Annotated in this window: 18 protein-coding genes; 9 read left to right on the forward strand and 9 right to left on the reverse strand. The window is 63.5% G+C overall.

The genetic code is table 11. From position 1 onward, the window contains the following. Positions 1-6 precede the first annotated feature (6 nt). Positions 7-486, reverse strand: a complete 480-nt coding sequence (gene rraA, locus L0C21_RS02410; protein WP_259276847.1) for a ribonuclease E activity regulator RraA — start codon at positions 484-486, stop codon at positions 7-9. Positions 487-690: 204 nt separating this feature from the next. Next, entirely contained in the window at positions 691-1,980 is a 1,290-nt protein-coding gene (aceA, locus tag L0C21_RS02415; protein WP_259276848.1) for an isocitrate lyase, read from the reverse strand. A 239-nt stretch (positions 1,981-2,219) separates the two neighbouring features. Here aceA and L0C21_RS02420 point away from each other — a divergent pair, with 239 nt between their 5' ends. The 3 genes from L0C21_RS02420 (at position 2,220) to L0C21_RS02430 (ending at position 6,815) form a co-directional block, all read left to right on the forward strand. After that, a complete protein-coding gene (locus tag L0C21_RS02420) occupies positions 2,220-3,686 on the forward strand; it encodes a helix-turn-helix domain-containing protein (RefSeq protein WP_259276849.1) in 1,467 nt (488 codons plus the stop codon). Positions 3,687-3,730: 44 nt separating this feature from the next. Then, entirely contained in the window at positions 3,731-5,320 is a 1,590-nt protein-coding gene (gene aceB, locus L0C21_RS02425; protein ID WP_259276850.1) for a malate synthase A, read from the forward strand. Between the two features lie 229 nt (positions 5,321-5,549). Next, complete coding sequence (locus L0C21_RS02430) at positions 5,550-6,815, forward strand: MFS transporter (RefSeq protein WP_259276851.1); 1,266 nt, start codon at positions 5,550-5,552, stop codon at positions 6,813-6,815. A 56-nt stretch (positions 6,816-6,871) separates the two neighbouring features. On the opposite strand, the gene L0C21_RS02435 is transcribed toward L0C21_RS02430, so the two are convergent. From L0C21_RS02435 to L0C21_RS02455, 5 genes are all read right to left on the reverse strand, one after another. Then, positions 6,872-7,264 carry a DUF4870 family protein gene (locus L0C21_RS02435; protein ID WP_259276852.1) on the reverse strand — a complete coding sequence of 131 codons (393 nt, stop codon included), beginning with the start codon at positions 7,262-7,264 and terminating at the stop codon, positions 6,872-6,874. A gap of 43 nt (positions 7,265-7,307) precedes the next feature. After that, positions 7,308-8,747 carry a M16 family metallopeptidase gene (locus tag L0C21_RS02440; RefSeq protein WP_259276853.1) on the reverse strand — a complete coding sequence of 480 codons (1,440 nt, stop codon included), beginning with the start codon at positions 8,745-8,747 and terminating at the stop codon, positions 7,308-7,310. After that, positions 8,744-10,213 carry a M16 family metallopeptidase gene (locus L0C21_RS02445; RefSeq protein WP_259276854.1) on the reverse strand — a complete coding sequence of 490 codons (1,470 nt, stop codon included), beginning with the start codon at positions 10,211-10,213 and terminating at the stop codon, positions 8,744-8,746. Before L0C21_RS02445 ends, L0C21_RS02440 begins: the two co-directional genes overlap by 4 nt. 78 nt (positions 10,214-10,291) lie before the next feature. Beyond that, positions 10,292-11,290, reverse strand: coding sequence for a PepSY-associated TM helix domain-containing protein (locus tag L0C21_RS02450; protein WP_374940241.1), 999 nt, complete (start codon positions 11,288-11,290; stop codon positions 10,292-10,294). Between the two features lie 100 nt (positions 11,291-11,390). Further along, complete coding sequence (locus L0C21_RS02455) at positions 11,391-13,514, reverse strand: TonB-dependent receptor (RefSeq protein ID WP_374940215.1); 2,124 nt, start codon at positions 13,512-13,514, stop codon at positions 11,391-11,393. Positions 13,515-13,755: 241 nt separating this feature from the next. On the opposite strand from L0C21_RS02455, the gene L0C21_RS02460 reads away from it, so the two are divergent. Then, positions 13,756-14,124, forward strand: coding sequence for an energy transducer TonB (locus L0C21_RS02460; RefSeq protein WP_259276855.1), 369 nt, complete (start codon positions 13,756-13,758; stop codon positions 14,122-14,124). A gap of 151 nt (positions 14,125-14,275) precedes the next feature. Here L0C21_RS02460 and groL read toward each other — a convergent pair whose 3' ends face one another. After that, complete coding sequence (groL, locus tag L0C21_RS02465) at positions 14,276-15,904, reverse strand: chaperonin GroEL (RefSeq protein WP_259276856.1); 1,629 nt, start codon at positions 15,902-15,904, stop codon at positions 14,276-14,278. A 31-nt stretch (positions 15,905-15,935) separates the two neighbouring features. Continuing rightward, positions 15,936-16,253, reverse strand: coding sequence for a co-chaperone GroES (gene groES / locus L0C21_RS02470; RefSeq protein WP_259276857.1), 318 nt, complete (start codon positions 16,251-16,253; stop codon positions 15,936-15,938). A gap of 534 nt (positions 16,254-16,787) precedes the next feature. Between groES and L0C21_RS02475 the strand changes: the two genes are divergently transcribed. The 5 genes from L0C21_RS02475 (at position 16,788) to L0C21_RS02495 (ending at position 21,413) form a co-directional block, all read left to right on the forward strand. Continuing rightward, positions 16,788-18,092: a nucleotide sugar dehydrogenase gene (locus L0C21_RS02475; protein ID WP_259276858.1), complete on the forward strand. Its 1,305-nt coding sequence runs from the start codon at positions 16,788-16,790 to the stop codon at positions 18,090-18,092. Positions 18,093-18,300: 208 nt separating this feature from the next. Beyond that, positions 18,301-19,359: a Gfo/Idh/MocA family protein gene (locus tag L0C21_RS02480; protein WP_259276859.1), complete on the forward strand. Its 1,059-nt coding sequence runs from the start codon at positions 18,301-18,303 to the stop codon at positions 19,357-19,359. 1 nt (position 19,360) lies between these two features. Then, complete coding sequence (locus tag L0C21_RS02485) at positions 19,361-19,939, forward strand: N-acetyltransferase (RefSeq protein WP_259276860.1); 579 nt, start codon at positions 19,361-19,363, stop codon at positions 19,937-19,939. A 9-nt stretch (positions 19,940-19,948) separates the two neighbouring features. Further along, complete coding sequence (locus L0C21_RS16800; protein WP_259276861.1) at positions 19,949-20,455, forward strand: acyltransferase; 507 nt, start codon at positions 19,949-19,951, stop codon at positions 20,453-20,455. Further along, the gene (locus L0C21_RS02495) at positions 20,448-21,413 is read left to right on the forward strand and encodes a Gfo/Idh/MocA family protein (protein ID WP_259276862.1); all 966 of its coding nucleotides are present in this window, start codon (positions 20,448-20,450) and stop codon (positions 21,411-21,413) included. Before L0C21_RS16800 ends, L0C21_RS02495 begins: the two co-directional genes overlap by 8 nt. Positions 21,414-21,548: the final 135 nt, after the last annotated feature.

A 21,548-nucleotide genomic window follows, 5' to 3' on the forward strand; every position in this document is an offset into this window, starting at 1 on the left:
GCGCGATCAGGCGCGCACGATCACCACGCCGTCCTCGTCCGCCACCACATGGTCGCCGGGCTGGATGAAGATGCCATTGATATTGACGGCGACATTGAGCGAACCGGTGCCTTGCTTGGCGGGGGGACGCGGGCAGGTGCCCAGCGCCTTTACGCCCACGGGCAGGCTCGCCAGCTCGATCGAGTCCCGTACCACGCCGAAGACGATCATGCCCGCCCAGCCGTTGCGGACCGCCAGCGCTCCAAGGTTGCCGCCCACCATGGCGCAGTGGCGCCCGCCGCCGTTGTCCACCACCAGCACCCGTCCTTCGCCTGGCTGTTCAAGCTGGGCGCGCACGAGGCCGTTGTCGTTGCGGGCGGCAATGGTCGCCACGCGGCCGGAGAAACGCCGCACCGCGCCGTAGTCCCGCCAATCCAGCGCCAGCACCTGGGCCTTGTCGCCCAGCGCATCGCACAGATCCGCCGTGATCGCCGGCAGCTTCTCCATCGGCCCCCCTCCTTTGTCTGCCGTCTTTCATTCTATTTCCTGCAGGAGGGCTTGTCCCCCCGTGCCCCCCTCTTTTTTGGGAAGCGTGTCCGGAACCACACGCATGGCCGGTGGCGAATAGGAAAAAGGGGCCGGTGCCGACAGGCGCACCGACCCCTTCCCCCTCCCCCACCGGCCCCCTCCCCACCGGTGGCGCGCACCGGATTACGCGGCGGCGGTCTTGAACTGCGCCGCTTCCGTCGACTCCTTCAGTGCAATGGTCGAAGCCTCGCCCCCCGCGATGGCGACGGCCACCTGGTCGAAGTAGCCGGTGCCCACCTCGCGCTGGTGGCGGGTGGCGGTGTACCCGAACTGCTCGGAGGCGAACTCGGCCTGTTGCAGCTCGGAATAGGCGGCCATGCCCCGGTCGCGGTAGCCGCGCGCCAGCTCGAACATGCCGTGGTTGAGGCTGTGGAAGCCTGCCAGCGTGACGAACTGGAACTTGTAGCCCATCGCGCCCAGCTCACGCTGGAACTTGGCGATGGTGGCCTTGTCCAGGTTCGCCTCCCAGTTGAACGAGGGCGAGCAGTTATAGGCCAGCAGCTTGCCCGGATATTCCTTCTTCACGGCTTCCGCGAACTGGCGCGCCTCGTCCAGGTTCGGGTGGCTGGTCTCCCACCACAGCAAATCGGCATATTCGGCGAAGGAGAGCCCGCGCTTGATGCAGTGGGCCAGCCCCGTGCCCTCCTTCAGGCGGAAGAAGCCCTCGGGCGTGCGCTCGCCGGTCAGGAACTCGCGGTCGCGCTCGTCCACGTCGGATGTGATGAGCTTGGCCGATTCGGCGTCCGTGCGGGCGACGATCACGGTCGGCACGCCGCAGATGTCCGCCGCCAGCCGGGCGGCGTTGAGGTTGCGGATGTGGGCTTGCGTCGGGATCAGCACCTTGCCCCCTAAGTGCCCGCACTTCTTCTCGGAGGCCAGCTGGTCCTCGAAGTGCACGCCTGCCGCGCCCGCCTCGATGAACGCCTTCATGATCTCGTGGGCATTGAGCGGCCCGCCGAAGCCCGCCTCGGCATCGGCGATGATCGGCGCGAACCAGTCCCGCTGCGCGCCGCCCTCGGCGTGCTCGATCTGGTCGGCGCGCTGGAGCGTCTTGTTGATCTTCCGCACCAGCTCCGGCGCGGCGTTGGCCGGGTAGAGCGACTGGTCCGGGTACATCTGGCCCGCCGTATTAGCGTCCGCTGCCACCTGCCAGCCGGAGAGGTAGATGGCCTTCAGCCCGGCGCGCACCATCTGCATGGCCTGGTTGCCGGACAGCGCGCCCAGCGCGTTGATGTAATCCTCGGTATGCAGCAATTCCCACAGCTTCAGGCTCGTGCGCTCGGCCAGGGTGTGGCTGATCCGCACCGAGCCGCGCAGCCGCTCCACATCGGCCGGGGTATAGTTGCGCTTGATGCCATCGAACCGGCCCTTCGGGGCGGCGGGAACCAGTTGCTCAAAGCTGGTTGCGGTCATGTCTCGTCCCTTCTGTGCACGTGAAAAATTTTACAAACCAAGTACTGTCTTGGTTGCGCCGGCAGAGGTTTTGACAAAGTCTCCTGCCGGGCCACCTGTTGTTCGGGGGTTTGACAAACAAGTGCTTGCCTTGGTTTGCGCGAGTCAGTATCGAATTACAAGTTGATGGGCCGCCGAAAAGTGTGGCCATGTATTCAGTGGCGTGGGTTAAATTGGTCAAATTGTAAAGAAATGTAAAAATGGCTCTGGCGGTCTCAACCGAACGGAAACTCTTCGCTGGCCCGCGGCTGCGGCGGTTGCGCGCCCAGCTGGGCCTCACCCAAAGCCGCATGGCGGAGGAGCTGGGGGTTTCGGTCAGCTACCTGAACCTGATCGAGCGCAACCAGCGGCCGCTGACGGCCCAGTTCCTGCTGCGGCTGGCGGAGGTGTTCAATCTCGACCTGCGGCAACTGACCGGCGACGCGGACGACCGCACGCTGGCGGACGTGGGCGAGGTGCTGGCGGACGGGCTGTTCCGCAGCCTCGAGGTGAGCCGCAACGAGGTGAGCGACTTCGTGCAGAGCTTCCCCGCCATGGCGCAGGCGTTGACCCGCCTCTATGGCCTCTACCGCGACAAGGCGGGCGCGGCCGTGGCCGATGCGGGCGGCGCGGGCGACGATGGGCGCGGCGTGACGGATGCCTCCGGCCCGCTGGAGCGGGTGCGCGACATCATTCAGGAACGGCGCAACCACTTCCCCGAGCTGGACGAGAAGGCGGAGACAATCGCCGAGGAGCTGCGGCTGCATGGCGAGGACCTGTTCGCCGCGCTGAAGGAGCGGCTGCGGGCCAAGCACGGCATTGCGGTGCGCGTGCTGCCTGTCGACGTGCTGCCCGAATCGCTGCGCCGGTACGACTACCACCGCCGCCAGCTCCAGCTCTCCGAACTGTTGCAACCGGAGAGCCGGGCTTTCCACGCCGCCTATCAGCTGGCCTATGCCGAGGCGCGGGCGGACATGGATCGCATCATCGAAGGCGCAGGGCTGGAGGATGGCCCGGCCCAGCACCTGCTGCGCGTGAACCTCGCCAACTACTTCGCGGCGGCGGTGATGATGCCCTACGGCCGCTTCCTCGCGGCGGCGGAGCAGCTGAACTACGACCTCACCCTGCTCGGCGCGCGCTTCGGGGCCAGCTACGAGCAGGTGTGCCACCGGCTCACCACGCTCCAGCGGCCGGGCGCGCGCGGCGTGCCCTTCTTCCTCATCCGGGTGGATCAGGCGGGCAACGTCTCCAAGCGCTACTCGGCGGGGCGGTTCCACTTCTCCAAGTTCGGCGGCACCTGCCCGCTGTGGTCCCTGCACGCCACCTTCCGCGCGCCGGGGCAAATCCTCACCGAAGTCGTCGAGATGCCGGATGGCACCCGCTACTTCTCCATCAGCCGCACGGTGCGAACCCATGTGAACGGCTGGGGCAACATCGAGCCGCAGTTCGCCATCGGCCTCGGGTGCGAGCTGAAATACGCCCGCCATCTGGTCTACAGCCGGGGGCTCGACCTCGAAAACCCCAACGCCACGCCCATCGGCGTCAACTGCGCCCTGTGCGAGCGGGAAGCCTGCCGCCAGCGCAGCCAGCCGCCGCTGTCCAGAACCCTCATCATCGACGAGCGCTCGCGGGGGGCGACCCCCTACCGTTTCGCAGAACCGGGAGTTCCCGCACCCCTGCCGCGCTGACCGGCGGGGACTGAACACGTCACGTGCAGAAGGAGGAGGCTTTGATGTCCGTAACCGGCGTTCAGATCACCGGCCCCATGAATCCGGGCTATGAAACCATCCTGACGGACGAGGCCGTCGCCTTCCTTGCCGGGCTGCATCGCCGGTTCGAGGCGACGCGGCGGGAGCGGCTGGCCGCCCGCGCCGCCCTGCAAGCCCGGCTGGACGCAGGCGAGAAGCTGGGCTTTTTGCCGGAAACCGCCGCCATTCGCGGCGCACCGTGGAAGATCGGCACCATCCCGCAGGACCTCACCGACCGCCGGGTGGAAATCACCGGGCCGGTTGATCGCAAGATGGTCATCAACGCGCTGAACTCCGGCGCGAAGTGCTTCATGGCCTGCTTCGAGGATGCCTCGACGCCGGCGTGGGAGATCATGGTCGAAGGGCAGGTCAACCTGCGCGACGCCGTTGCCGGCACCATCAGCCTGACGGACGAGACATCCGGCAAGGAATACCGGCTGGGCAAGGAGACCGCGACGCTCATCGCCAGGCCGCGCGGCTGGCATCTTCTGGAGAAGCACCTCTATGTGGACGGCGAGCCGATCGCAGGCGCGCTGTTCGACTTCGGCCTCTACTTCTTCCATAACGCGAAGGCGCTGCTGGCCAAGGGTTCCGGGCCTTACCTCTACCTGCCCAAGATGGAGCACTATCTGGAAGCGCGGCTGTGGAACGATGTGTTCGTCTACGCCCAATCACAGCTGGGTCTTCCGGTGGGCACCATCAAGGCGACGGTGCTCATCGAGACCCTGCCCGCCGCCTTCCAGACCGAGGAGATCCTGTGGGAGCTGCGCGAGCACATCGTGGCGCTCAACTGCGGCCGGTGGGACTACATCTTCAGCTACATCAAGCGCCAGCGTACCGACCCCAACGCCGTGCTGCCGGACCGCGCCGCCGTCACCATGACCGTGCCGTTCATGCGGAACTACTCTCTCCACACCATCCGCACCTGCCACCTGCACGGGGCCTATGCCATGGGCGGCATGTCCGCCTTCATTCCGGTGAAGAACGACGAGGCCCGCAACGCGGCGGCGTTCGAGCAGGTGCGCGCTGACAAGGAACGCGAGGCAACGGACGGCCACGACGGCACCTGGGTCGCCCACCCCGGCCTGGTGCCGGTAGCTCTGCAAGTGTTCGACCGGATCATGCCCGGCCCCAACCAGGTCGCCAAGATCCCCGACGTGTCGGTATCGGCCGAGGATCTGCTCAGGCCCTGCGAAGGCCCCAAGACACGGCAGGGCCTTGCCATGAACATCAATGTGGGCATTGGCTATGTCGCCTCCTGGCTGCGCGGCCAGGGCGCAGCCCCGCTCCACAACCTGATGGAAGATGCCGCCACCGCCGAAATCAGCCGCACCCAGGTGTGGCAGTGGCGCAAGACCGAAACCCGCCTCGACAGTGGCGAACTGGTGGACGACGACCTCATCAACGCCGCTATCAACGAGCAGCTGGCGGTGTGGCAGCAAGCGGTGGGCGACAATTTCTTCGCCTCTGGCCGTTACATCGAAGCCGCCGAACTGATGCGCGAGATGATCCTCGCCGAGGAATGTCCGGAATTCCTCACGCTCCCCGCCTACGATCGCTACTTCGCGGCGTGAGGGAGGGCGCGGGGGTATGCCCTTCGGGTTTTGGGTTGCGCCCTTTGGGCTTTGAAATGCAGGGGGTCGCAGACCCCTGCACCCCCATTTTGTTCATGGGGCTGTGTCTGTGATGACGGGCGCAGCCCTTTCCTTTGCGCGTCCCTGAAACGAAATGGGGATTGTTAAGGGGGGACAAGTCCCCCTTAACAACAAGTCTGAAAAGACATGGGGCGCGAGGGGGAAATACATGCCGCCGGTGACAGTGCAGCTTCTGGGGGCGCGGCGGTTTGCGCCTTTGTTCGCCACCCAGTTTCTGGGGGCGTTCAACGACAACCTCTATCGCACGGCGATGACGTTCCTCATCGTCTACCACCTGAAGGCGAGCGATCCGCAGGCGGGGGCGGTGCTGGCGACGGCGGCGGCGGGCCTGTTCATCCTCCCCTATTTCCTGTTCTCGGCGCTGGCCGGGCAGCTGGCGGACGTGCGGGACAAGGCGTGGGTCGCCCGCGCGGTGAAGGTGGCGGAGGTGGCGATCATGGCGGTGGGCGCGTTCGCGCTGACGCATGATTCCATCGCCCTTCTGATGTTCATCCTGTTTTGCATGGGCGTGCACTCGGCTTTCTTCGGCCCGATGAAATACTCCATCCTGCCCCAGCATCTCGGGCGGCAGGAGCTGCTGGCGGGCACGGGGCTGGTGGAGGCGGGCACGTTCCTCGCCATCCTGTTCGGGCAGATTCTGGGCGGGCTGTTCACGCCGGTGCAGGCCGCGTGGGGCGTGGTGCTGGTGGCGGTGCTGGGGCTGGCGGCCAGCTGGCCCATTCCCCCCGCCCCGCCGCTGGTGGAGAACGGCCGCCTCAGCTGGAACCTGGCGGCCGAAACGGTCAAGCTCATGAAAACCGCCCGCGCCAACCGCACGGTGTGGCGGTCCATCCTCGCCCTCTCATGGTTCTGGGCGCTGGGCACGGTGATGACCGCCCAGCTCGGCCCGCTGGTGAAGACGGAACTGGGGGCCTCGCAAGAGGTGGCGACCCTGTGCCTTGCGGCCTTTTCGGTGGGTATCGCCATCGGTTCGGTGCTCATCGGCCGCCTGCTGCGCGGGCGGGTGACGGGGCGGTACTGCGCCGCCAGCATGGCCGTGGTGGCGCTGGCGCTGTTCGATCTGGTGCTGGCGGTCGATGCCTTCGGGCCGGCGCAGGCCGGGGCGCTGTCCCCCGCCGCCTTCCTCGCCAGCCTTGGGGCATGGCGGGTGCTCGTGGACCTCACCGTCCTCGCCATTGCCGGCGGGGCTTATTCCGTGCCGCTCTATGCTCTCATGCAGACCGCCAGCGCCGAAGGCGCGCGTTCCCGCATGGTGGCGGCCAACAATGTGCTCAACGCCGTGTGGATGGTGGCGGCAACCGGCGTCAGCGCCACGCTGCTGGGGGCGGGCCTGCGCGTCACCCACATCTGCCTCGTGCTCGCCGGGTTCAGCCTCGTGATGGCCGCCTACTGCTGGCGCGGCTTGCGGGAATAGAGGGGAATTTCAGGTTTTGCAGGGGTCCGAGACCCCTGCAAGGACTTGGAAAATCTTCACCACAGCCAGGTGGTGGGATTGTCGATCGGCTGCTGCTTCTGGGCCGCCAGCATCGCCTTGACGGTGCGAACGGCGAACCAGACAACGATCCAGATGCCCAGCAGCCAAGCGACCGGAATGAGAATGATGGTGACGAAGGCCACCACCATCAAAATGGATTGCAGCAGCCCGATCCAGAAGGTGCGGATGTGATAGCGGTAGTGGCTGCGCTCCCAATCCGCCGGAGTGTCGCTGTTCCACACATAGGCCAGGACCAGGCCGATGAGCGCCGACAGGCCGGTGATGTAGCCGCCGAGATACAGCAGGCTGACGATCGTCGGGTTGTTGAACTGGAAGCCGGAGGACGGCGGCTGCCGCCCTTCCGGAACGTAGTTGGAGTCCTCTGCCATGTGTCTGCCCTAACCCCCCCTAGAGTTGTAATCTGTTAGCAGTTTACAACGAAGGAACGGCGGACGCTATCTCGGGCACCTTTTGCAGCTGCGGACGCACGGTCTTGAGGTCGCCCACGATGACGAGGGTCATGGCGTCAGGCTTTAGATACTGGCTGATAACGCTGGAGACCTGCTGCGGCGTCACCGCCCGCACCTTGCCCACATATTGCTCCAGTTCAGAGCGCGGCAGGCCGAAGCTGTCGTAGAAGGCAAGACTGGAGATGAGGCCGCCGCGCGTCGCGGTGCGAAGAATCCATATGCCCGCAAGGCCGTTCTGCTTGGCTTCCAGTTCCTCCTTCGAGGGCGGCTCGCTGCCGAGCAGGCGAATTTCCTTGAATACTTCATGCAAGGAGTCGCCGGTGTGGGCGGAGGTCACGTCCGCCACCAGAATCCACTGGCCGTATCCCGTGCCGTAGGAGGCGCTGGAACTGGGCGAATAGGTGTAGCCCTTGTCTTCCCGCAGGTTGAGGGTGATGCGCGAGGTGAAGCTGCCGCCCAGCACGTCGTTGGCAACGCTCATGGGAATGCGGCTCTTGAACGCCCTCGGGTCCGGCAGGGGCGCGCCCAGGTAAATGGTGGACTGCGGCGCATCCGGCCGGTCGATCAGCACCACGTTGAGCTTCGATGCGGCGTCGGCGGGCCGGATGATCGGTTCCGGCCCCTGCTGCCAATCGCCGAAGGCGGCCTCGATGGCCTGGCGCATGGCGGCGGCATCGAACTGCCCGGCGACATAGAGATGGGCGCGCTTCGCCCCCAACTTCTCGGTGTGGAAGCGGCGGATGTCATCAATGGTGACCGCCTGCACTTCCTGTTCGGTCAGCAGGCCATGGCCGAAGGGATGATTGGGAAGGAAAGCCTTGGTGAAGGCATCATCGGCGAGCGATTGCGGGCTGGTCTTGGCAATCGCCAGGCTGCGGAGAGCGTCCTGCTTGATGCGCGGCAGCTCGCTTTCCGGCAGGTTGGGGCGGCGCACCACGTCTGCCAGCAGCCGCGTGGCCTCGGGGCCGAACTCGGAGAGCACCGAAATGCCCGCGCCGAAGAATTCGAGGCCGTTGTCGACGCCGATGCCGCCGCCCATGTCCCCCGCCCGCTGGGCGATGGTGACGGCGGACTGACCGGCCGCGCCCTCGTTCATGAGCGCCGAGGTGAAGTCGGCGACGCCGAACTTGCCGCCCTCATCCAGCCGCCCGGCGCGGATACGCAGGGAGAGCGTCACCTTGGGCACGGAGCCGAAGGGGATCATGGTTACCTGCATGCCGTTGGCGAGCTTGTAGGTCTCGATGGCGGGCAGCTTCAGCTCTCGCGGCTTGCCCGGCGGTGGCGGGGTTTCCCGCGCCGGGGCGGCCGCTGTCTGCTGGGCCTGTGCGAAGGCCGGGGCCGCGGCGGTGGCGGCAAGGGTGACGGCAAGCGCCGCCGGACGAAGCAGATGGTTCAGCATCATTTGGCCTCTCCCTTGGCGGCGGGGGCGGCCGCGCCCGGTTCCAGAATCAGCACCGTGCGCTTGGTGGGCGCGAGGTACTTGCGGGCAGTTTCCTGGATGAGTTGCGGCGTGACGGCGGCAAAGCCCTGCTCGATGGTATTCACCTTTGCGGGGTTATCGTCGAACAGGGCAAAGGAGGCGAGCAGGTCCATCAGCGAGAAGCGGGTGCTCGACCCCACCATGTCATAAAGGCCGGAGCGCAGGCGGGTGCGGATGCGGTCCAGCTCGGACTGGGGCACAGGCTGCTCGCGCAGCTGGTTGATGACGGTGTCCACGTCCCGCATGATCGCCTCGGGCGCGATGCTGGCATCGTGCACCAGGCCGAAGGTCATGAGCATGGGCCCGTTGTAGGTGAACATGTCGCCGAGGAGCGGGTTGATGCCGCCCATCACGCTGTCGGTATAGCCCTTCTCGCGCACCAGTTTCTGGGTGAGGCGCGCGTCGTCGCCACCTTGCAGCAGGGCCTCGATCATGCCGAAGGCATACCATTCGGGCGTGCCGCGCGGCGGCACATGGTATGCGAACGCCAATGCCGGGCGCGGAGCCAGCGGATCGGTGCGATGCACCACCTTTTCCTGGGTCTGCTCCGGCTCGGTGATATCGGGCATCTGGCCGACAGGCCGGGCGGCAATGGTGCCGAAATACTTCTGCGCCCAGGCCCAGGTCTTCTCCACATCGATGTCGCCGGCCACCACCAGCACGGCGTTGCCGGGGGCATAGTACTGCTCGCGGAAGCGCTTTGCGTCTTCCAGCGTCGCCGCCTGCAGGTGATCGAGGTCACCGTAGAAGTTATGGGCGTTATACCAGTTGGAGAAGGCCGCCTGCGGCATGTCCAGCCACATGAACCCGCCGTAGGGCTGGTTCAGCACGTTCACCCGCACCTCGCTGATGACCACGTCCTGCTGGTTCTTCAGCGTCTCGGGCGTAAGGTTGAGGCTCTTCATCCGGTCCGCCTCGGCCCACAGCACGGTTTCGGCCAGGTGGCTGGGCACCACTTCATAGTAGTTGGTGTAATCCCAGCGGGTGGAGCCGTTGAGCACGCCGCCGTTGCCCTCGATCAGGCTGTTGAAGGCCCCCTTGGGCAGATTGGCCGAGCCCTGGAACATCAGGTGTTCGAACAGGTGGGCATAGCCGGTGCGGTCCTTCGGCTCCACGCGCCAGCCAACGCCATAGTAGACGCCGACGGTGGCGGTGGGCACGGACGGGTCGGGCGCGAGCACCACCTTCAGCCCGTTTTCCAGCTTGCGGTAGACCACGTTGACCAGGGGTTTGCTTGCAACCGTTTCAGTTGCGGGCGGTTTGCTTGAAACCGCTTGGCCGGCAGCCGTGGCGGCAGAGCTTGGGGTGGGAGATGCACAGCCTGCCAGGGCGGCAGCGCTGGCAAGAAGGGCGATGCGGCCGCCCATCCGGAAGAGGCTCTCGATCATGCCGTAACCCTAATATCCGCCAGGGTTGGCGTCCAGAGCCCAGGGGGTGGAAGCTGGGGGTAAAGGCAAGCCCCCCTCTCAGGCGGGCTCCCGTAGTTTGGGAGCCGTAACCCGCGCTGCCGGGCGCGCCTTGGGCTTGGGCCGGCGGAACCAGAAGGTCCAGACGCTGAGCGTGCCCAAGAGGCACAGGCCAAGGCCGGAGAGGGTCATGACCAGGCGGTAGGCAAGGCCCCCCACCTTGGCCGCATGGAGCGGGTAAACCGCATTGAACATTTGCGTGGCCGCCGGCATGGCCAAGGCATCCCGCGCCTCGATCAGGCGGCCGTCGGCGGGGTCAAACCACAGGAGGGTGCGGCCGTTGGGCAGCCATTCCTCCGGCTGCTTCATCCGCAGGGAAATCAGATCGCCGGGGTTCTTCGGCAGGCCGAGCGAGCGGAACTCGGCCTCGGGAAAGCGCCGGTGGGCCTCGCCCAGCATGGCGGCCCAATCCAGATCCGGGCTGAGCGCGCCGCCCTCCACCTTCGGCGGGGCCATGGCCGCCCGGAAGTTCTCCCCGCCCGACCAGGGGGTGAGCAACATATTGGCCACCGGGCGCAGCGTCAGCATGACGCCCGTGACCATGGAGAGAAACAGGAGCGGCGCGACCACAATGCCAAGATCGCGGTGATGGCGCACGATGGCCGGGCGGCTCATCCGCGCGGGCCACAGGCGGAACTCGAAGGTCTTGCGGGTGCGCCACCAAAGGATGACGCCGGTGATGACGAAGGCGAGGCCGATGAGCCCCAGCCAGCCCGCGACGACGGAGCCCGGCTCGCCCGCCCATAGGTAATGGTGCAGGTCGAACAGCCACAGCTCAACGCGGTCCCACTTGCTCTCCCAGCGGGTGACGATCTCCCCGCCTGGCTGGCATAGGCTCCCGCCTCTTCCCCGAAGCGCAGGCGGTGAAGGCCGAAATCCTGGGTGGCGAGCAGGATGGAGCTGGGCGTTGAGGGCCCGGCCATCAGCCGTTCGACCGTCGCCGACAGGACGGCGACCTCCTGTACCTGCGGGTCGCGGGCGTGGGGCAGCAGGACCCAGGCGTCCTTATGGAGGAGGATCGCCCCCGACAGCCCCAGCACCGCCAGCAGCAGGCCGATGAGACCGCCGGTCCAGCGGTGCAGGAGGTCGATGAGTTTCATCAGAACTGGTAATCCCAGCCCAGCGTCCAGGTCCGGCCGCGACCGGCGAAGAAGCGCAGGTTATCGGTCGGGCGCTGCACCTGGCTGTTGTAGCTGATGTACTGCTTGTCGAACAGGTTCTGCACGCTCAGCGAAATTCCGCCAAAGCGGGTGACATAGCGCACGGTGGCATCGGTCAGCGTGTAGCCGCCGAAGTCGTTGCGCGGATCATCGCCCTCGAACGTGCGCGAGAAGTAGACCTGCGTCTGCACCCGCGCCGTCACCGGCCCGTAGGCAAAGGCGGCGGCAAGGTTCAAGCGGTCTGGCGAGATGTTGGCGCCGTCAAGGTCGATGTCCACCTTGCCGTCCTCATCGCTGTCGGCGCGGCCCACAAGGTGGGCGTAGCCGGTCGAGAGGGTGAGGCCCGGCACGGGCGTGCGGACGGCGACATTCAGCTCCAGTCCCTCGATCTCGACGCGCTGGCGTTCCACCTCGTAGACGCCGCCCACAAACACGAGCCGCTGCCCCTTCTTGCTGGTGGACCAGAAGTAGGAAACGCTGGCATCCAGCGGCCCCTTGTTGATCTCCACGCCGATTTCGCGGTTGTTGGAGACGATCGGGCTGATGTCGAGGAAGTCGTCGATATCGACGCCTTCGCGGGAGACCGCGCGGGTGATACGGCCGACGTCCGGCATCGTATAGCCCTCCGCGTAGCTGACGAAGGCGCGGATACCATCGACCGGCTCCACGATCACGCCGCCGTTGAACAGCGTGTCGCTGAACTTGGGCGCGCCGCCCTTGACAGCATGCGAGCCGTAGGAGGCAAGGGTGGTGTAATCGTCCACCTTGATGCGCGCCATTTCGTGGCGCAGGCCGCCGGCCAGGCGCAGCTTCTCATCGAACAGGGCAAGGTTCAGCTGGGCGAAGGGCGCAAGGCTGCGGAAATCGGTGGGCGGCACCCAGGTGCGGTTGGTGGCGATGAGCCGCTGTTCGGTCTTGTCGAACAGCGCATCGAAGCCAAGGATGGCGGTCAGCGCCTCGAAACCGGGCACCGTGCGCTCATAGCTGAACTTGCCGCCCAGCTTGCGCGAGCGGTTCTGCGATTGGTCGAACAGCGTGCCTTCGGGCGCAATGGAGGCATCCTGGAAGGTCTCAATCGGCTCCGGGTCCCCGCCAAAGGTATCGCGCGAGCGGTTGAAGAACACCTGGCTGACGAAGTCGCCGCCGGCAAGGTCGGTATCGGTCAGCGATAACGATACGCTCTCGGTGCGGTTCGTTGCCGGCTGGCCCGGCGGGTCGCCCCGCTCGGCGCTCGCCGGAAGGCCCGTCGCCCGGCTGCCGGGCACCACCACATAATCGCCGTCGCCCTCCAGCTCGAAGCGGTTGGCGATCAGGTCCAGTCGCGCCGTATCGTCCAGCTGGTAGCCGAAGCGGCCGAATAGCGACCAGCTATCCGAATCCTGCGTCTCGCCCTGGGTGCTGTCGACGCCGATGCGGCGGCCCTTGCCATCATAGAAAGCGCCGCGTTTCTCATAGGTCGCGCCCACCGTGGCATCGAAGCGGCCCATACGGTAGCCGACAAGGCCCGCCGTCTTGCCGCCGATGCCGTCTTCCGAGAAACCATCGTCCGCCGTGCCCTGGGCCAGGAAGCGCCCGGAGACGCCATCGGTCTTCGGTGCGCCCACCGTTACCTGGTTGACGATGCCGCCGGTGCCGCCGATGCCCTGCAGGGCGTTGGAGCCATAGATAAGCTCCACCCGCTCGACGAAGAACGGATCGATGGTGAAGCCGTCGCGTGAGCCGTCGCGCAGCGGCGTAGACTGGGGAATGCCATTGATGGCGAACAGCGGCGAGCGGCCGCGCAGGGTCTCGCCCGAGCCGGACAGCTTCTGACGCGTGGGAGAGAAGGACGGCACCAGGGTTGCAACCGCATCCACCACCGAACCGCTGATCGCCGCCTGCTGGGCCAGGCTCTCGGCATCGATGACGTCGATGGTCAGCGGCAGGGCGTTGGATGGCAGGGCCGACCGCGTGGCAGAGACAACAATGTCGCCTCCCGCAAAGATACCAGCTTCGTCAGCGCGCGCCATCGGAGCGGCCACACAGGCGACACCGGCCAGCAGAATGGAAATGTTACGACGCATTATCAGAATAGTCCCCTCTGTTCGGCGGGGTATCTAGCCTGAATATCCTGCGTTTGCAACTCATTCTGAATAACTGGGTTATACGAGGCTTGGACGCAGATCTTCAAGGCGCTGAGCCGACAAGGGGGCACAGATGGAACCGGTGATGACGCCCCGGCGCGCCTCGGCGGTACGACACGAAACTGCAAACCATGCCGTCTATAGAGCCCTCGCCATTCGGAGGAACAAAGGTCACGCATTCATGATGGCGATTCGTCCCAAAGCCTTCCTGGTTGGAGCCGCTTTTCTGTCCTGCTTGGCGAGTTCGGCCAGCGCCGCCGATGCATGGGTGCAGGAGGCTGAAAGCCGCCTGGCCTCCACCCGCACCTATCCACGTTCGGCGCAGGTCCGGAAGGAGGCGGGCACTGCTCTCATCGCCCTTCAGGTGGACGGCAATGGCCTGATCTCGGCCTACAGGGTTGCCCAGTCCTCGGGCTCGGATATCCTCGACCGCGAAGCGGAGCGGGCGCTCGATCGCATCGGCCAGTTCAGTCCGCCGCCCGACCGCAAGCCGCGTGCTGTCACGGTTCGCATCACCTGGCCCGGCCCACAGGACAAGCTGATCGATTAAGGCCCCCCTTTATAGGGGCCGTGGGCTCCCCCTTCCCCATTCATTTGTCGGGTCGTGCGCGGTAGGTGCGGCTTTCCGCTAGAATCGGGGACAAAAAAGCCGGCCCGGGGTGTCCCGGACCGGCTCTTTTCTGATTGCGAAGGATTGGACCTTAGAAGTCCATGCCGCCACCCGGCATGGCCGGGGCCGGAGTTTCCTTCTTCGGCGCTTCGGCGATCATCGCCTCGGTGGTGATGAGCAGGCCGGCGACAGACGCCGCATCCTGCAGGGCCGAGCGGACCACCTTGGTCGGGTCGATCACGCCAGCCTTCACCAGGTTCTTGTAGCTGCCTTCCTGAGCGTCGAAGCCGTAGTCGAAGTCGTTCTGCTCCAGCAGCTTGCCGGCGATCACCGCGCCGTCGAAACCGGCGTTCTCGGCGATCTGGCGCACCGGGGCCTGCAGGGCCTTGCGGATGATATCGATGCCGACGCGCTGGTCGTCGTTGGCCGCCTTCAGGCGGTCGAGCGCCTTGGAGGCATAGAGCAGCGCCGTACCGCCGCCCGGCACGATGCCTTCCTCAACGGCCGCACGGGTGGCGTTGAGCGCGTCATCGACGCGGTCCTTGCGCTCCTTCACCTCGACCTCGGTCGCGCCGCCAACCTTGATCACCGCGACGCCGCCCGACAGCTTGGCGAGACGCTCCTGCAGCTTCTCCCGATCGTAGTCGGACGTGGTGGTCTCGATCTGGGCGCGAATCTGGTCGCAGCGGGCCGAAACGTCAGCCTTCTTGCCAGCGCCGCCGACGATCGTGGTGTTTTCCTTGTCGATGGTGACGCGCTTGGCCCGGCCGAGCATGTCGATGGTGACATTCTCGAGCTTGATGCCCAGCTCTTCGGAGACGACCTGGCCATTGGTGAGGATGGCGATGTCCTCCAGCATGGCCTTGCGGCGGTCACCGAAGCCTGGGGCCTTCACGGCAGCAACCTTCAGTCCGCCGCGCAGACGGTTGACGACGAGGGTGGCCAGCGCCTCGCCTTCCACATCCTCGGCGATAATGAGGAGCGGACGGCCAGACTGCACCACCTTCTCCAGCACCGGAACCAGCGCCTGGATGGAGGAGAGCTTCTTCTCGTGGATGAGGATGTACGGGTCCTCCAGCTCCACCTTCATCTTCTCGGTGTCGGTGATGAAGTAGGGGCTGAGGTAGCCGCGGTCGAACTGCATGCCCTCGACCACGTCCAGCTGGGACTCGAGACTCTTGGCTTCCTCAACGGTGATGACGCCCTCGCGGCCCACCTTATCCATGGCCTCGGCGATCATCTTGCCGATTTCAGCCTCGCCGTTGGCGGAAATGGTGCCGACCTGGGCGACCTCGCTGTTCGACTTGATGACCCGCGAACGCTCCTTCAGGGTCTCGACCACCTTGACGACGGCAAGATCAATGCCGCGCTTCAGGTCCATCGGGTTCATGCCGGCAGCCACGGCCTTGGCGCCCTCGCGCACGATCGCCTGGGCCAGCACGGTGGCGGTGGTGGTGCCGTCGCCGGCGAGATCGTTGGTACGGGACGCAACCTCGCGCAGCATCTGCGCGCCCATGTTCTCGAACTTGTCGGAGAGTTCGATCTCCTTGGCGACCGACACGCCGTCCTTCGTGGTGCGCGGTGCGCCGAAGGACTTCTCGATGACCACGTTGCGGCCCTTGGGGCCCAGCGTCACCTTCACGGCGTCCGCCAGAATGTCCACGCCCCGCAGCATCCTCTGCCGGGCTTCAGCCGAGAACTTTACCTCTTTAGCAGCCATGTGCATTCCTCCAAATCAAGCGGTCAAGCGATCAGGCGGCCTTGCGACGGCTGCCGGCCGTATTCTCGAGAATGCCGAGGATGTCGGATTCCTTCATGATCAGCAGTTCCTCGCCGTCGACCTTGACCTCGGTGCCGGACCACTTCCCGAAGAGAACCACGTCGCCGACCTGCACATCCAAGGGGATCAGTTCACCCGCCTCATTGCGGGCGCCCGGACCAACGGCGACAACTTCGCCCTGCTGCGGCTTCTCCTTGGCGGTATCCGGAATGATGATGCCGCCCGCCGTGCGTTCATCCTGGTCAACCCGCCGAACCACCACGCGATCATGCAGCGGTTTGAAGCTCATTGTTATCCTCCGCAAAAATCAGAATGGTTTTGCAATGGATTAGCACTCTACCCTCATGAGTGCTAACGGCGGGCGAGATAGGGTGGGTGCGAAGGCGTTTCAAGGGGGGGCAAGCGGTTGTCGGATTGCTTTTTGGGTCAGTCAAAACCGAATGTTTTGCATGCCCGGGTCGCGTCGTCGCGGCCTCGCCTGCCGGAATACAGACGGAGACATAGAATGCTCCGATCAACGGGTGTCGCTAGGTGCCGGGTGTCGTTCCCTATCTTCCATTCGCATAAGCAGACGAGGATAACCAAATGGCCAAAATAGAACGCCCTCTGCTTGTTAAACAATGAGTTAAAGGGCATTCTCTTCTGCACAGCTGCCAAATTGCTGCGGCTCGTGAAAAACATGCAGAAGTCTGGCTCCGTCCATCCAGGGAGACTAATGCAGCCGCTCTTGATCTAGATCGAGCATCAAAACGGCCTTGAGAATGTCGACGAATAAGTTAATACACGCCTCCGCGCATTCGTAGATCTCTGGAAGTTTTTGATAATGATCCGCAGCCTGGATGAAGTTCGCCTCGGGGTTATTGGTCTTGGCTATGTTGGACTCCCGCTTGCAGTCGAGTTCGGCAAGCATCGCGAGGTGGTCGGATTCGATATCGACCCCAGGCGCATTGAGGGTCTGCGTCAGGGTTATGATTATACCAAAGAGATTGATCCGGCTGGATTGGGCGAAGCACGGTACCTTAGGCTCACAGCCGATCTTGCGGGCTTGCGCGATTGTAACTTCTTTATCGTCACGGTTCCTACGCCGCTCGACGACCATAATCGTCCCGATTTGACCCCGCTCATCAAGGCGAGTCAAACCATTGGATCCGTCCTGAAGCGCGGTGACGTAGTCGTATACGAAAGCACGGTTTTTCCCGGCTGTACGGAAGAAGAGTGTGTTCCTATTCTTGAGGCCGTATCCGGCCTACGCTTTAATGAAGACTTCTTTGTCGGCTATAGTCCGGAGCGCATCAATCCGGGCGACAAGCAGCACCGGTTCACGTCCATTCTCAAGGTAACGTCGGGCTCGACACCAGAAGCGGCCGATCTTGTGGATGCCGTATATCGCAGCGTCGTTTTGGCGGGTACGCACAAGGCCCCCAGCATCAAGGTTGCCGAGGCGGCAAAGGTGATCGAGAATACGCAGCGCGATCTCAATATCGCCTTGATGAATGAACTGAGCGTGCTTTTCGCCCGGCTGGGCATCGATACGTTGGATGTGCTCAAGGCGGCAGGAACGAAGTGGAATTTTTTGCCGTTTCGACCCGGCCTGGTTGGCGGTCACTGCATTGGCGTCGATCCCTTTTATCTGACGCACAAGGCCGAGCAGGTGGGCTACAATCCGCAGGTAATTCTGGCGGGCCGCCGTCTCAATGATAACATGGGGCGGTATGTTGCGCGGACAACCGTCAAGTTCATGGTTCGCAATGGAATTAATGTAACCCGGGCGACGGTAGGTGTGTTGGGTCTGACATTCAAGGAAAACTGCCCGGACATCCGTAACAGCAAGGCCGTCGACATCGTTCGCGAGCTTCAGGACTTTAACATTCGCGTCATCGTGGATGATCCACACGCCGATCCGGAGGAGGTCGCCCGCGAGTATCCGGACATCCAACTTGGCAAAGTGACGGCCCAAACCCCTGTGGATTCTCTGATCGTGGCTGTCGCGCATGACGAATATGCGGCCTGCACGCCGGATCAACTGCGTAGCCTCCTGAGGGGAAGCAATCCAATCTTGGCGGATGTGAAAGGCATCTATGCCATGCAGGAACTCGCGGACCTTGGTATTTCGGTATGGCGGCTCTAGTGAGCTTCAGGGCAGGTATCTAATGCCTGAGGTTGATTTGTGGATCATCCTGCCGCGATGCCTTGCCTTTTTCGCTCTCTGCGGCCACAGCAAATTGAGATCTCAGCAAGTTGCGTCTGTCCGCTCCAGGGTGGGAGAGGGCTGACGCATCCTTCCACGGCATGGTATGCCGGTTGCATTCTGCGTCTGAGTGGTAGCGAGAGGCCTTATGCACGATAAGATTATAGATCGTAAAATCCGCTTTGCTCTGGTTGGCTGCGGGCGCATCTCTGCCAATCATTTTGGCGCTATCGAACAGCACGCGGAACGCGCCGAACTGATCGCGGTGTGCGATACGAATCCAAAGGCTCTCGAAGCTGCAGTTGCGCGCACGGGTGCCGCCGGTTTCTCCAGTCTCGATGGCATGCTGGCTAACGCGTCGCCTAGGCCGGACATTGTCGTGCTCACGACGCCCAGCGGCCTTCATTCGCGACAGGCGATTGCTGCCTCGCAGGCCGGCTTTCATGTGATGACGGAAAAACCGATGGCGACCCGCTGGAAAGACGGTCTCGCCATGGTCGAAGCCTGCGACAAGGCCGGCGTGAGACTCCTTGTCGTGAAGCAGAACCGCCGTAATCCAACTTTGCAGCTTCTGAAGAACGCCATTGAGCAGGGACGGTTCGGCCGGATTTACTCCGTGGCGATCAATGTCTTCTGGACTCGGCCGCAGAGCTATTATGATAGCGCAGCTTGGCGCGGAACCTGGGAATTTGATGGCGGGGCCTTTATGAATCAGGCCAGCCACTACATTGATTTGCTCGATTGGCTGATCGGCCCGGTGGAGAGCGTCCAAGCGATAACGGGCACCCTGGCACGCAACATCGAAGTTGAAGATACAGGCGCGATGGTCGTCAAATGGCGTTCCGGTGCGATCGGCACCGTCAACGTGTCCATGCTCACCTATCCACGAAATCTCGAAGGTTCGATCACGATTCTCGGCGAGAAGGGAACAGTGTCGGTCGGCGGTGTTGCCGTCAACGAGATCAAACATTGGGAATTCAGCGATCAGCGTCCTGAAGACGAGACCGTCAAGCAAGCCAACTATCAGACGACCAGCGTTTACGGTTTCGGCCACCCCCTATACTACGACAATGCCATCCGTGTTCTGCGCGGTGAAATCGAGCCAGAGACGGATGGCCGCGAGGGCCTCAAGTCGCTTGAAATCCTGATTGCCGCATATCTGTCCGCACGGGATGGTCAGCGGGTCAGCTTACCGCTGGAGTATTGATATGGCGATCACGGTCCATGAAAGCGCCATCGTCGACAAAGGTGCACAGATCGGCGATGGCACACGCGTGTGGCACTGGGTGCATATCTGCGCCGGCGCCCGGATTGGAGAGCGGTGCTCGTTCGGGCAGAACGTTTACGTCGGCAACGACGTGACGATCGGGAATAACGTAAAGGTTCAGAACAACGTCAGCATCTACGATGCGGTCACGTTGGAAGACGACGTGTTCTGCGGCCCGTCCATGGTTTTCACTAACGTCTACAACCCTCGCTCAAGTGTTAGCCGCAAGCATGAGTACCGGCGTACGCTGGTGCGTCGCGGTGCGACGATTGGCGCCAATGCGACGATCGTGTGCGGTGTGACGATTGGCGAATATGCGTTTATTGCTGCCGGCGCGGTCGTCAACCGGGATACACCGTCCTTTGCACTTATGGCTGGCGTTCCCGCCCGACAGATCGGCTGGATGAGCATGCACGGTGAGCGCCTGAAGCTCCCGCTCACCGGCAAGGGCGAGGCTGTCTGCCCGGCCAGCGGTACTCGCTACAAACTGGTCGACGGCGCAGTGTCCGCCGAGGTCTAGGAGCTTCAAATGTCAGATATCTTCGTGCACCCCTCAGCTCATGTCGATCCGCGCGCACGTATTGGCGCAGGAACACGCGTCTGGATTAACGTTCAGGTGCGTGAAAACGCCGACATCGGAGCCGACTGCATCCTCTCCAAGGATGTCTATATCGACTGCAACGTAACTGTCGGCGATCGCTGCAAAGTGCAAAACAGCGTCTCCGTCTATCAGGGGGTTAGTATCGGTAACGATGTTTTCGTTGGCCCCAATGTCGCCTTTACGAATGATCGCGTACCGCGAGCCTTCAACAGCGAGTGGAAAATTACGCCCACCCGTATCATGGACGGTGCCAGCATCGGTGCCAATGCGACGATTGTCTGTGGCGTAACGATCGGCGAATACGCGATGGTGGCCGCCGGCAGCGTCGTGACCAAGGACGTGCCGCCGTACACGCTCGTTATGGGTAATCCTGCCCGATCGAAGGCGCTTATCGACCGCGAAGGTAATAAGGTTCAGGATCTGGGCAATGCATGATCGGAATATCCGCGTGGGCCTTCTGGGGCTCGGTCAAATGGGCCGCAATCACCTTCGTGTGCTGTCCTTGCTACGGGGTGTGGACATCGCCTTCGTTTATGACGCGAACGCCGACCACGCGGCGAACGTTGCAGCTCAGTATGGGGTAGAGACTGCTTCCAATCTGGACGCTGCCGTCGGCAACGTGGATGCCCTGATCGTATGCACGCCTACAGCAACCCACGCGGAGTATGTGTTGCGCTTTGCGCCGCGTGTACGAGCGCTTTTCGTTGAAAAACCGCTTGCCCATTCTCTTGATGCCGCACATGCAATCGAAAAGGCGGTGCAGGGGCATGGCACCTTCGTTCAAGTCGGCTTCATCGAGCGCTTTAATCCAGCCGTTGTGGGTTTAGAGCGGGTATTGCGCGACGCCGAGCGCGTCATCAGTATCGACTTTACCCGGACGAACCGCCTCAGTTCTCGGATCACCGATGTTGATGTCGTCATGGACCTGATGATTCATGACATCGACTTAGCCCTCTACCTTAATGGGCCAGTAAAGACGACGGCTGCGCAGGGTGTTGTCCAGAACGGTCTCATCGAGTTCGCGTCCGCCCAGCTGATCCACCAAAATGGTCGCTTTTCGCGTCTCCAGGCGAGCCGGATTACTGAAAAGAAGATTCGACTGATTCAGGCTACCTGCGACGACCGCTTCGTTGATTGTGATCTTCTGCGTAAGGAAATCCAGATTCATCGCCAGTCGGTGACCCAACAGAGCGACTTCAGCGCCTACTCGATCGCATCGCAGCAGGAAAGTGTCGTGGTGGGACAGCAGGAAGCGCTCCTGTCCGAACTTCAGACATTCATTCAGGCCGTTCGCGGTAAGGGCAACGCCCCTGTTCCAGTGCTTGATTCAGGCATTAGTAGCCTCGCCATTGCAGAAGATATCATCATGGCCATCTCTAAGGGGCACGCTTAAGCCGTGGCTCCGGCATTGCGCCATAAAGACATCAAAAAAATCGGCCTGGTAGCCGCTTCCGCCTTATGCAAGTTCCGTTACCAAGCGGAACCTTTTGGTGAAGCGCAGAGCGCCTGGCGGTACTTTTCGAAGTGA

Origin of the sequence: Pedomonas mirosovicensis (genome assembly GCF_022569295.1) — a bacterium.
Taxonomy (GTDB): Bacteria; Pseudomonadota; Alphaproteobacteria; order Sphingomonadales; family Sphingomonadaceae; genus Pedomonas; species Pedomonas mirosovicensis.

Excerpts from the sequence above, each read along its gene's own strand:
- rraA (WP_259276847.1), bottom strand. The coding sequence starts at position 486 with ATGGAGAAGCTGCCGGCGATCACGGCGGATCTGTGCGATGCGCTGGGC.
- aceA (WP_259276848.1), bottom strand. The coding sequence starts at position 1,980 with ATGACCGCAACCAGCTTTGAGCAACTGGTTCCCGCCGCCCCGAAGGGC.
- L0C21_RS02420 (WP_259276849.1), top strand. The coding sequence starts at position 2,220 with ATGGCTCTGGCGGTCTCAACCGAACGGAAACTCTTCGCTGGCCCGCGG.
- aceB (WP_259276850.1), top strand. The coding sequence starts at position 3,731 with ATGTCCGTAACCGGCGTTCAGATCACCGGCCCCATGAATCCGGGCTAT.
- L0C21_RS02430 (WP_259276851.1), top strand. The coding sequence starts at position 5,550 with ATGCCGCCGGTGACAGTGCAGCTTCTGGGGGCGCGGCGGTTTGCGCCT.
- L0C21_RS02435 (WP_259276852.1), bottom strand. The coding sequence starts at position 7,264 with ATGGCAGAGGACTCCAACTACGTTCCGGAAGGGCGGCAGCCGCCGTCC.
- L0C21_RS02440 (WP_259276853.1), bottom strand. The coding sequence starts at position 8,747 with ATGATGCTGAACCATCTGCTTCGTCCGGCGGCGCTTGCCGTCACCCTT.
- L0C21_RS02445 (WP_259276854.1), bottom strand. The coding sequence starts at position 10,213 with ATGATCGAGAGCCTCTTCCGGATGGGCGGCCGCATCGCCCTTCTTGCC.
- L0C21_RS02455 (WP_374940215.1), bottom strand. The coding sequence starts at position 13,514 with ATGCGTCGTAACATTTCCATTCTGCTGGCCGGTGTCGCCTGTGTGGCC.
- L0C21_RS02460 (WP_259276855.1), top strand. The coding sequence starts at position 13,756 with ATGATGGCGATTCGTCCCAAAGCCTTCCTGGTTGGAGCCGCTTTTCTG.
- groL (WP_259276856.1), bottom strand. The coding sequence starts at position 15,904 with ATGGCTGCTAAAGAGGTAAAGTTCTCGGCTGAAGCCCGGCAGAGGATG.
- groES (WP_259276857.1), bottom strand. The coding sequence starts at position 16,253 with ATGAGCTTCAAACCGCTGCATGATCGCGTGGTGGTTCGGCGGGTTGAC.
- L0C21_RS02475 (WP_259276858.1), top strand. The coding sequence starts at position 16,788 with ATGATCCGCAGCCTGGATGAAGTTCGCCTCGGGGTTATTGGTCTTGGC.
- L0C21_RS02480 (WP_259276859.1), top strand. The coding sequence starts at position 18,301 with ATGCACGATAAGATTATAGATCGTAAAATCCGCTTTGCTCTGGTTGGC.
- L0C21_RS02485 (WP_259276860.1), top strand. The coding sequence starts at position 19,361 with ATGGCGATCACGGTCCATGAAAGCGCCATCGTCGACAAAGGTGCACAG.
- L0C21_RS16800 (WP_259276861.1), top strand. The coding sequence starts at position 19,949 with ATGTCAGATATCTTCGTGCACCCCTCAGCTCATGTCGATCCGCGCGCA.
- L0C21_RS02495 (WP_259276862.1), top strand. The coding sequence starts at position 20,448 with ATGCATGATCGGAATATCCGCGTGGGCCTTCTGGGGCTCGGTCAAATG.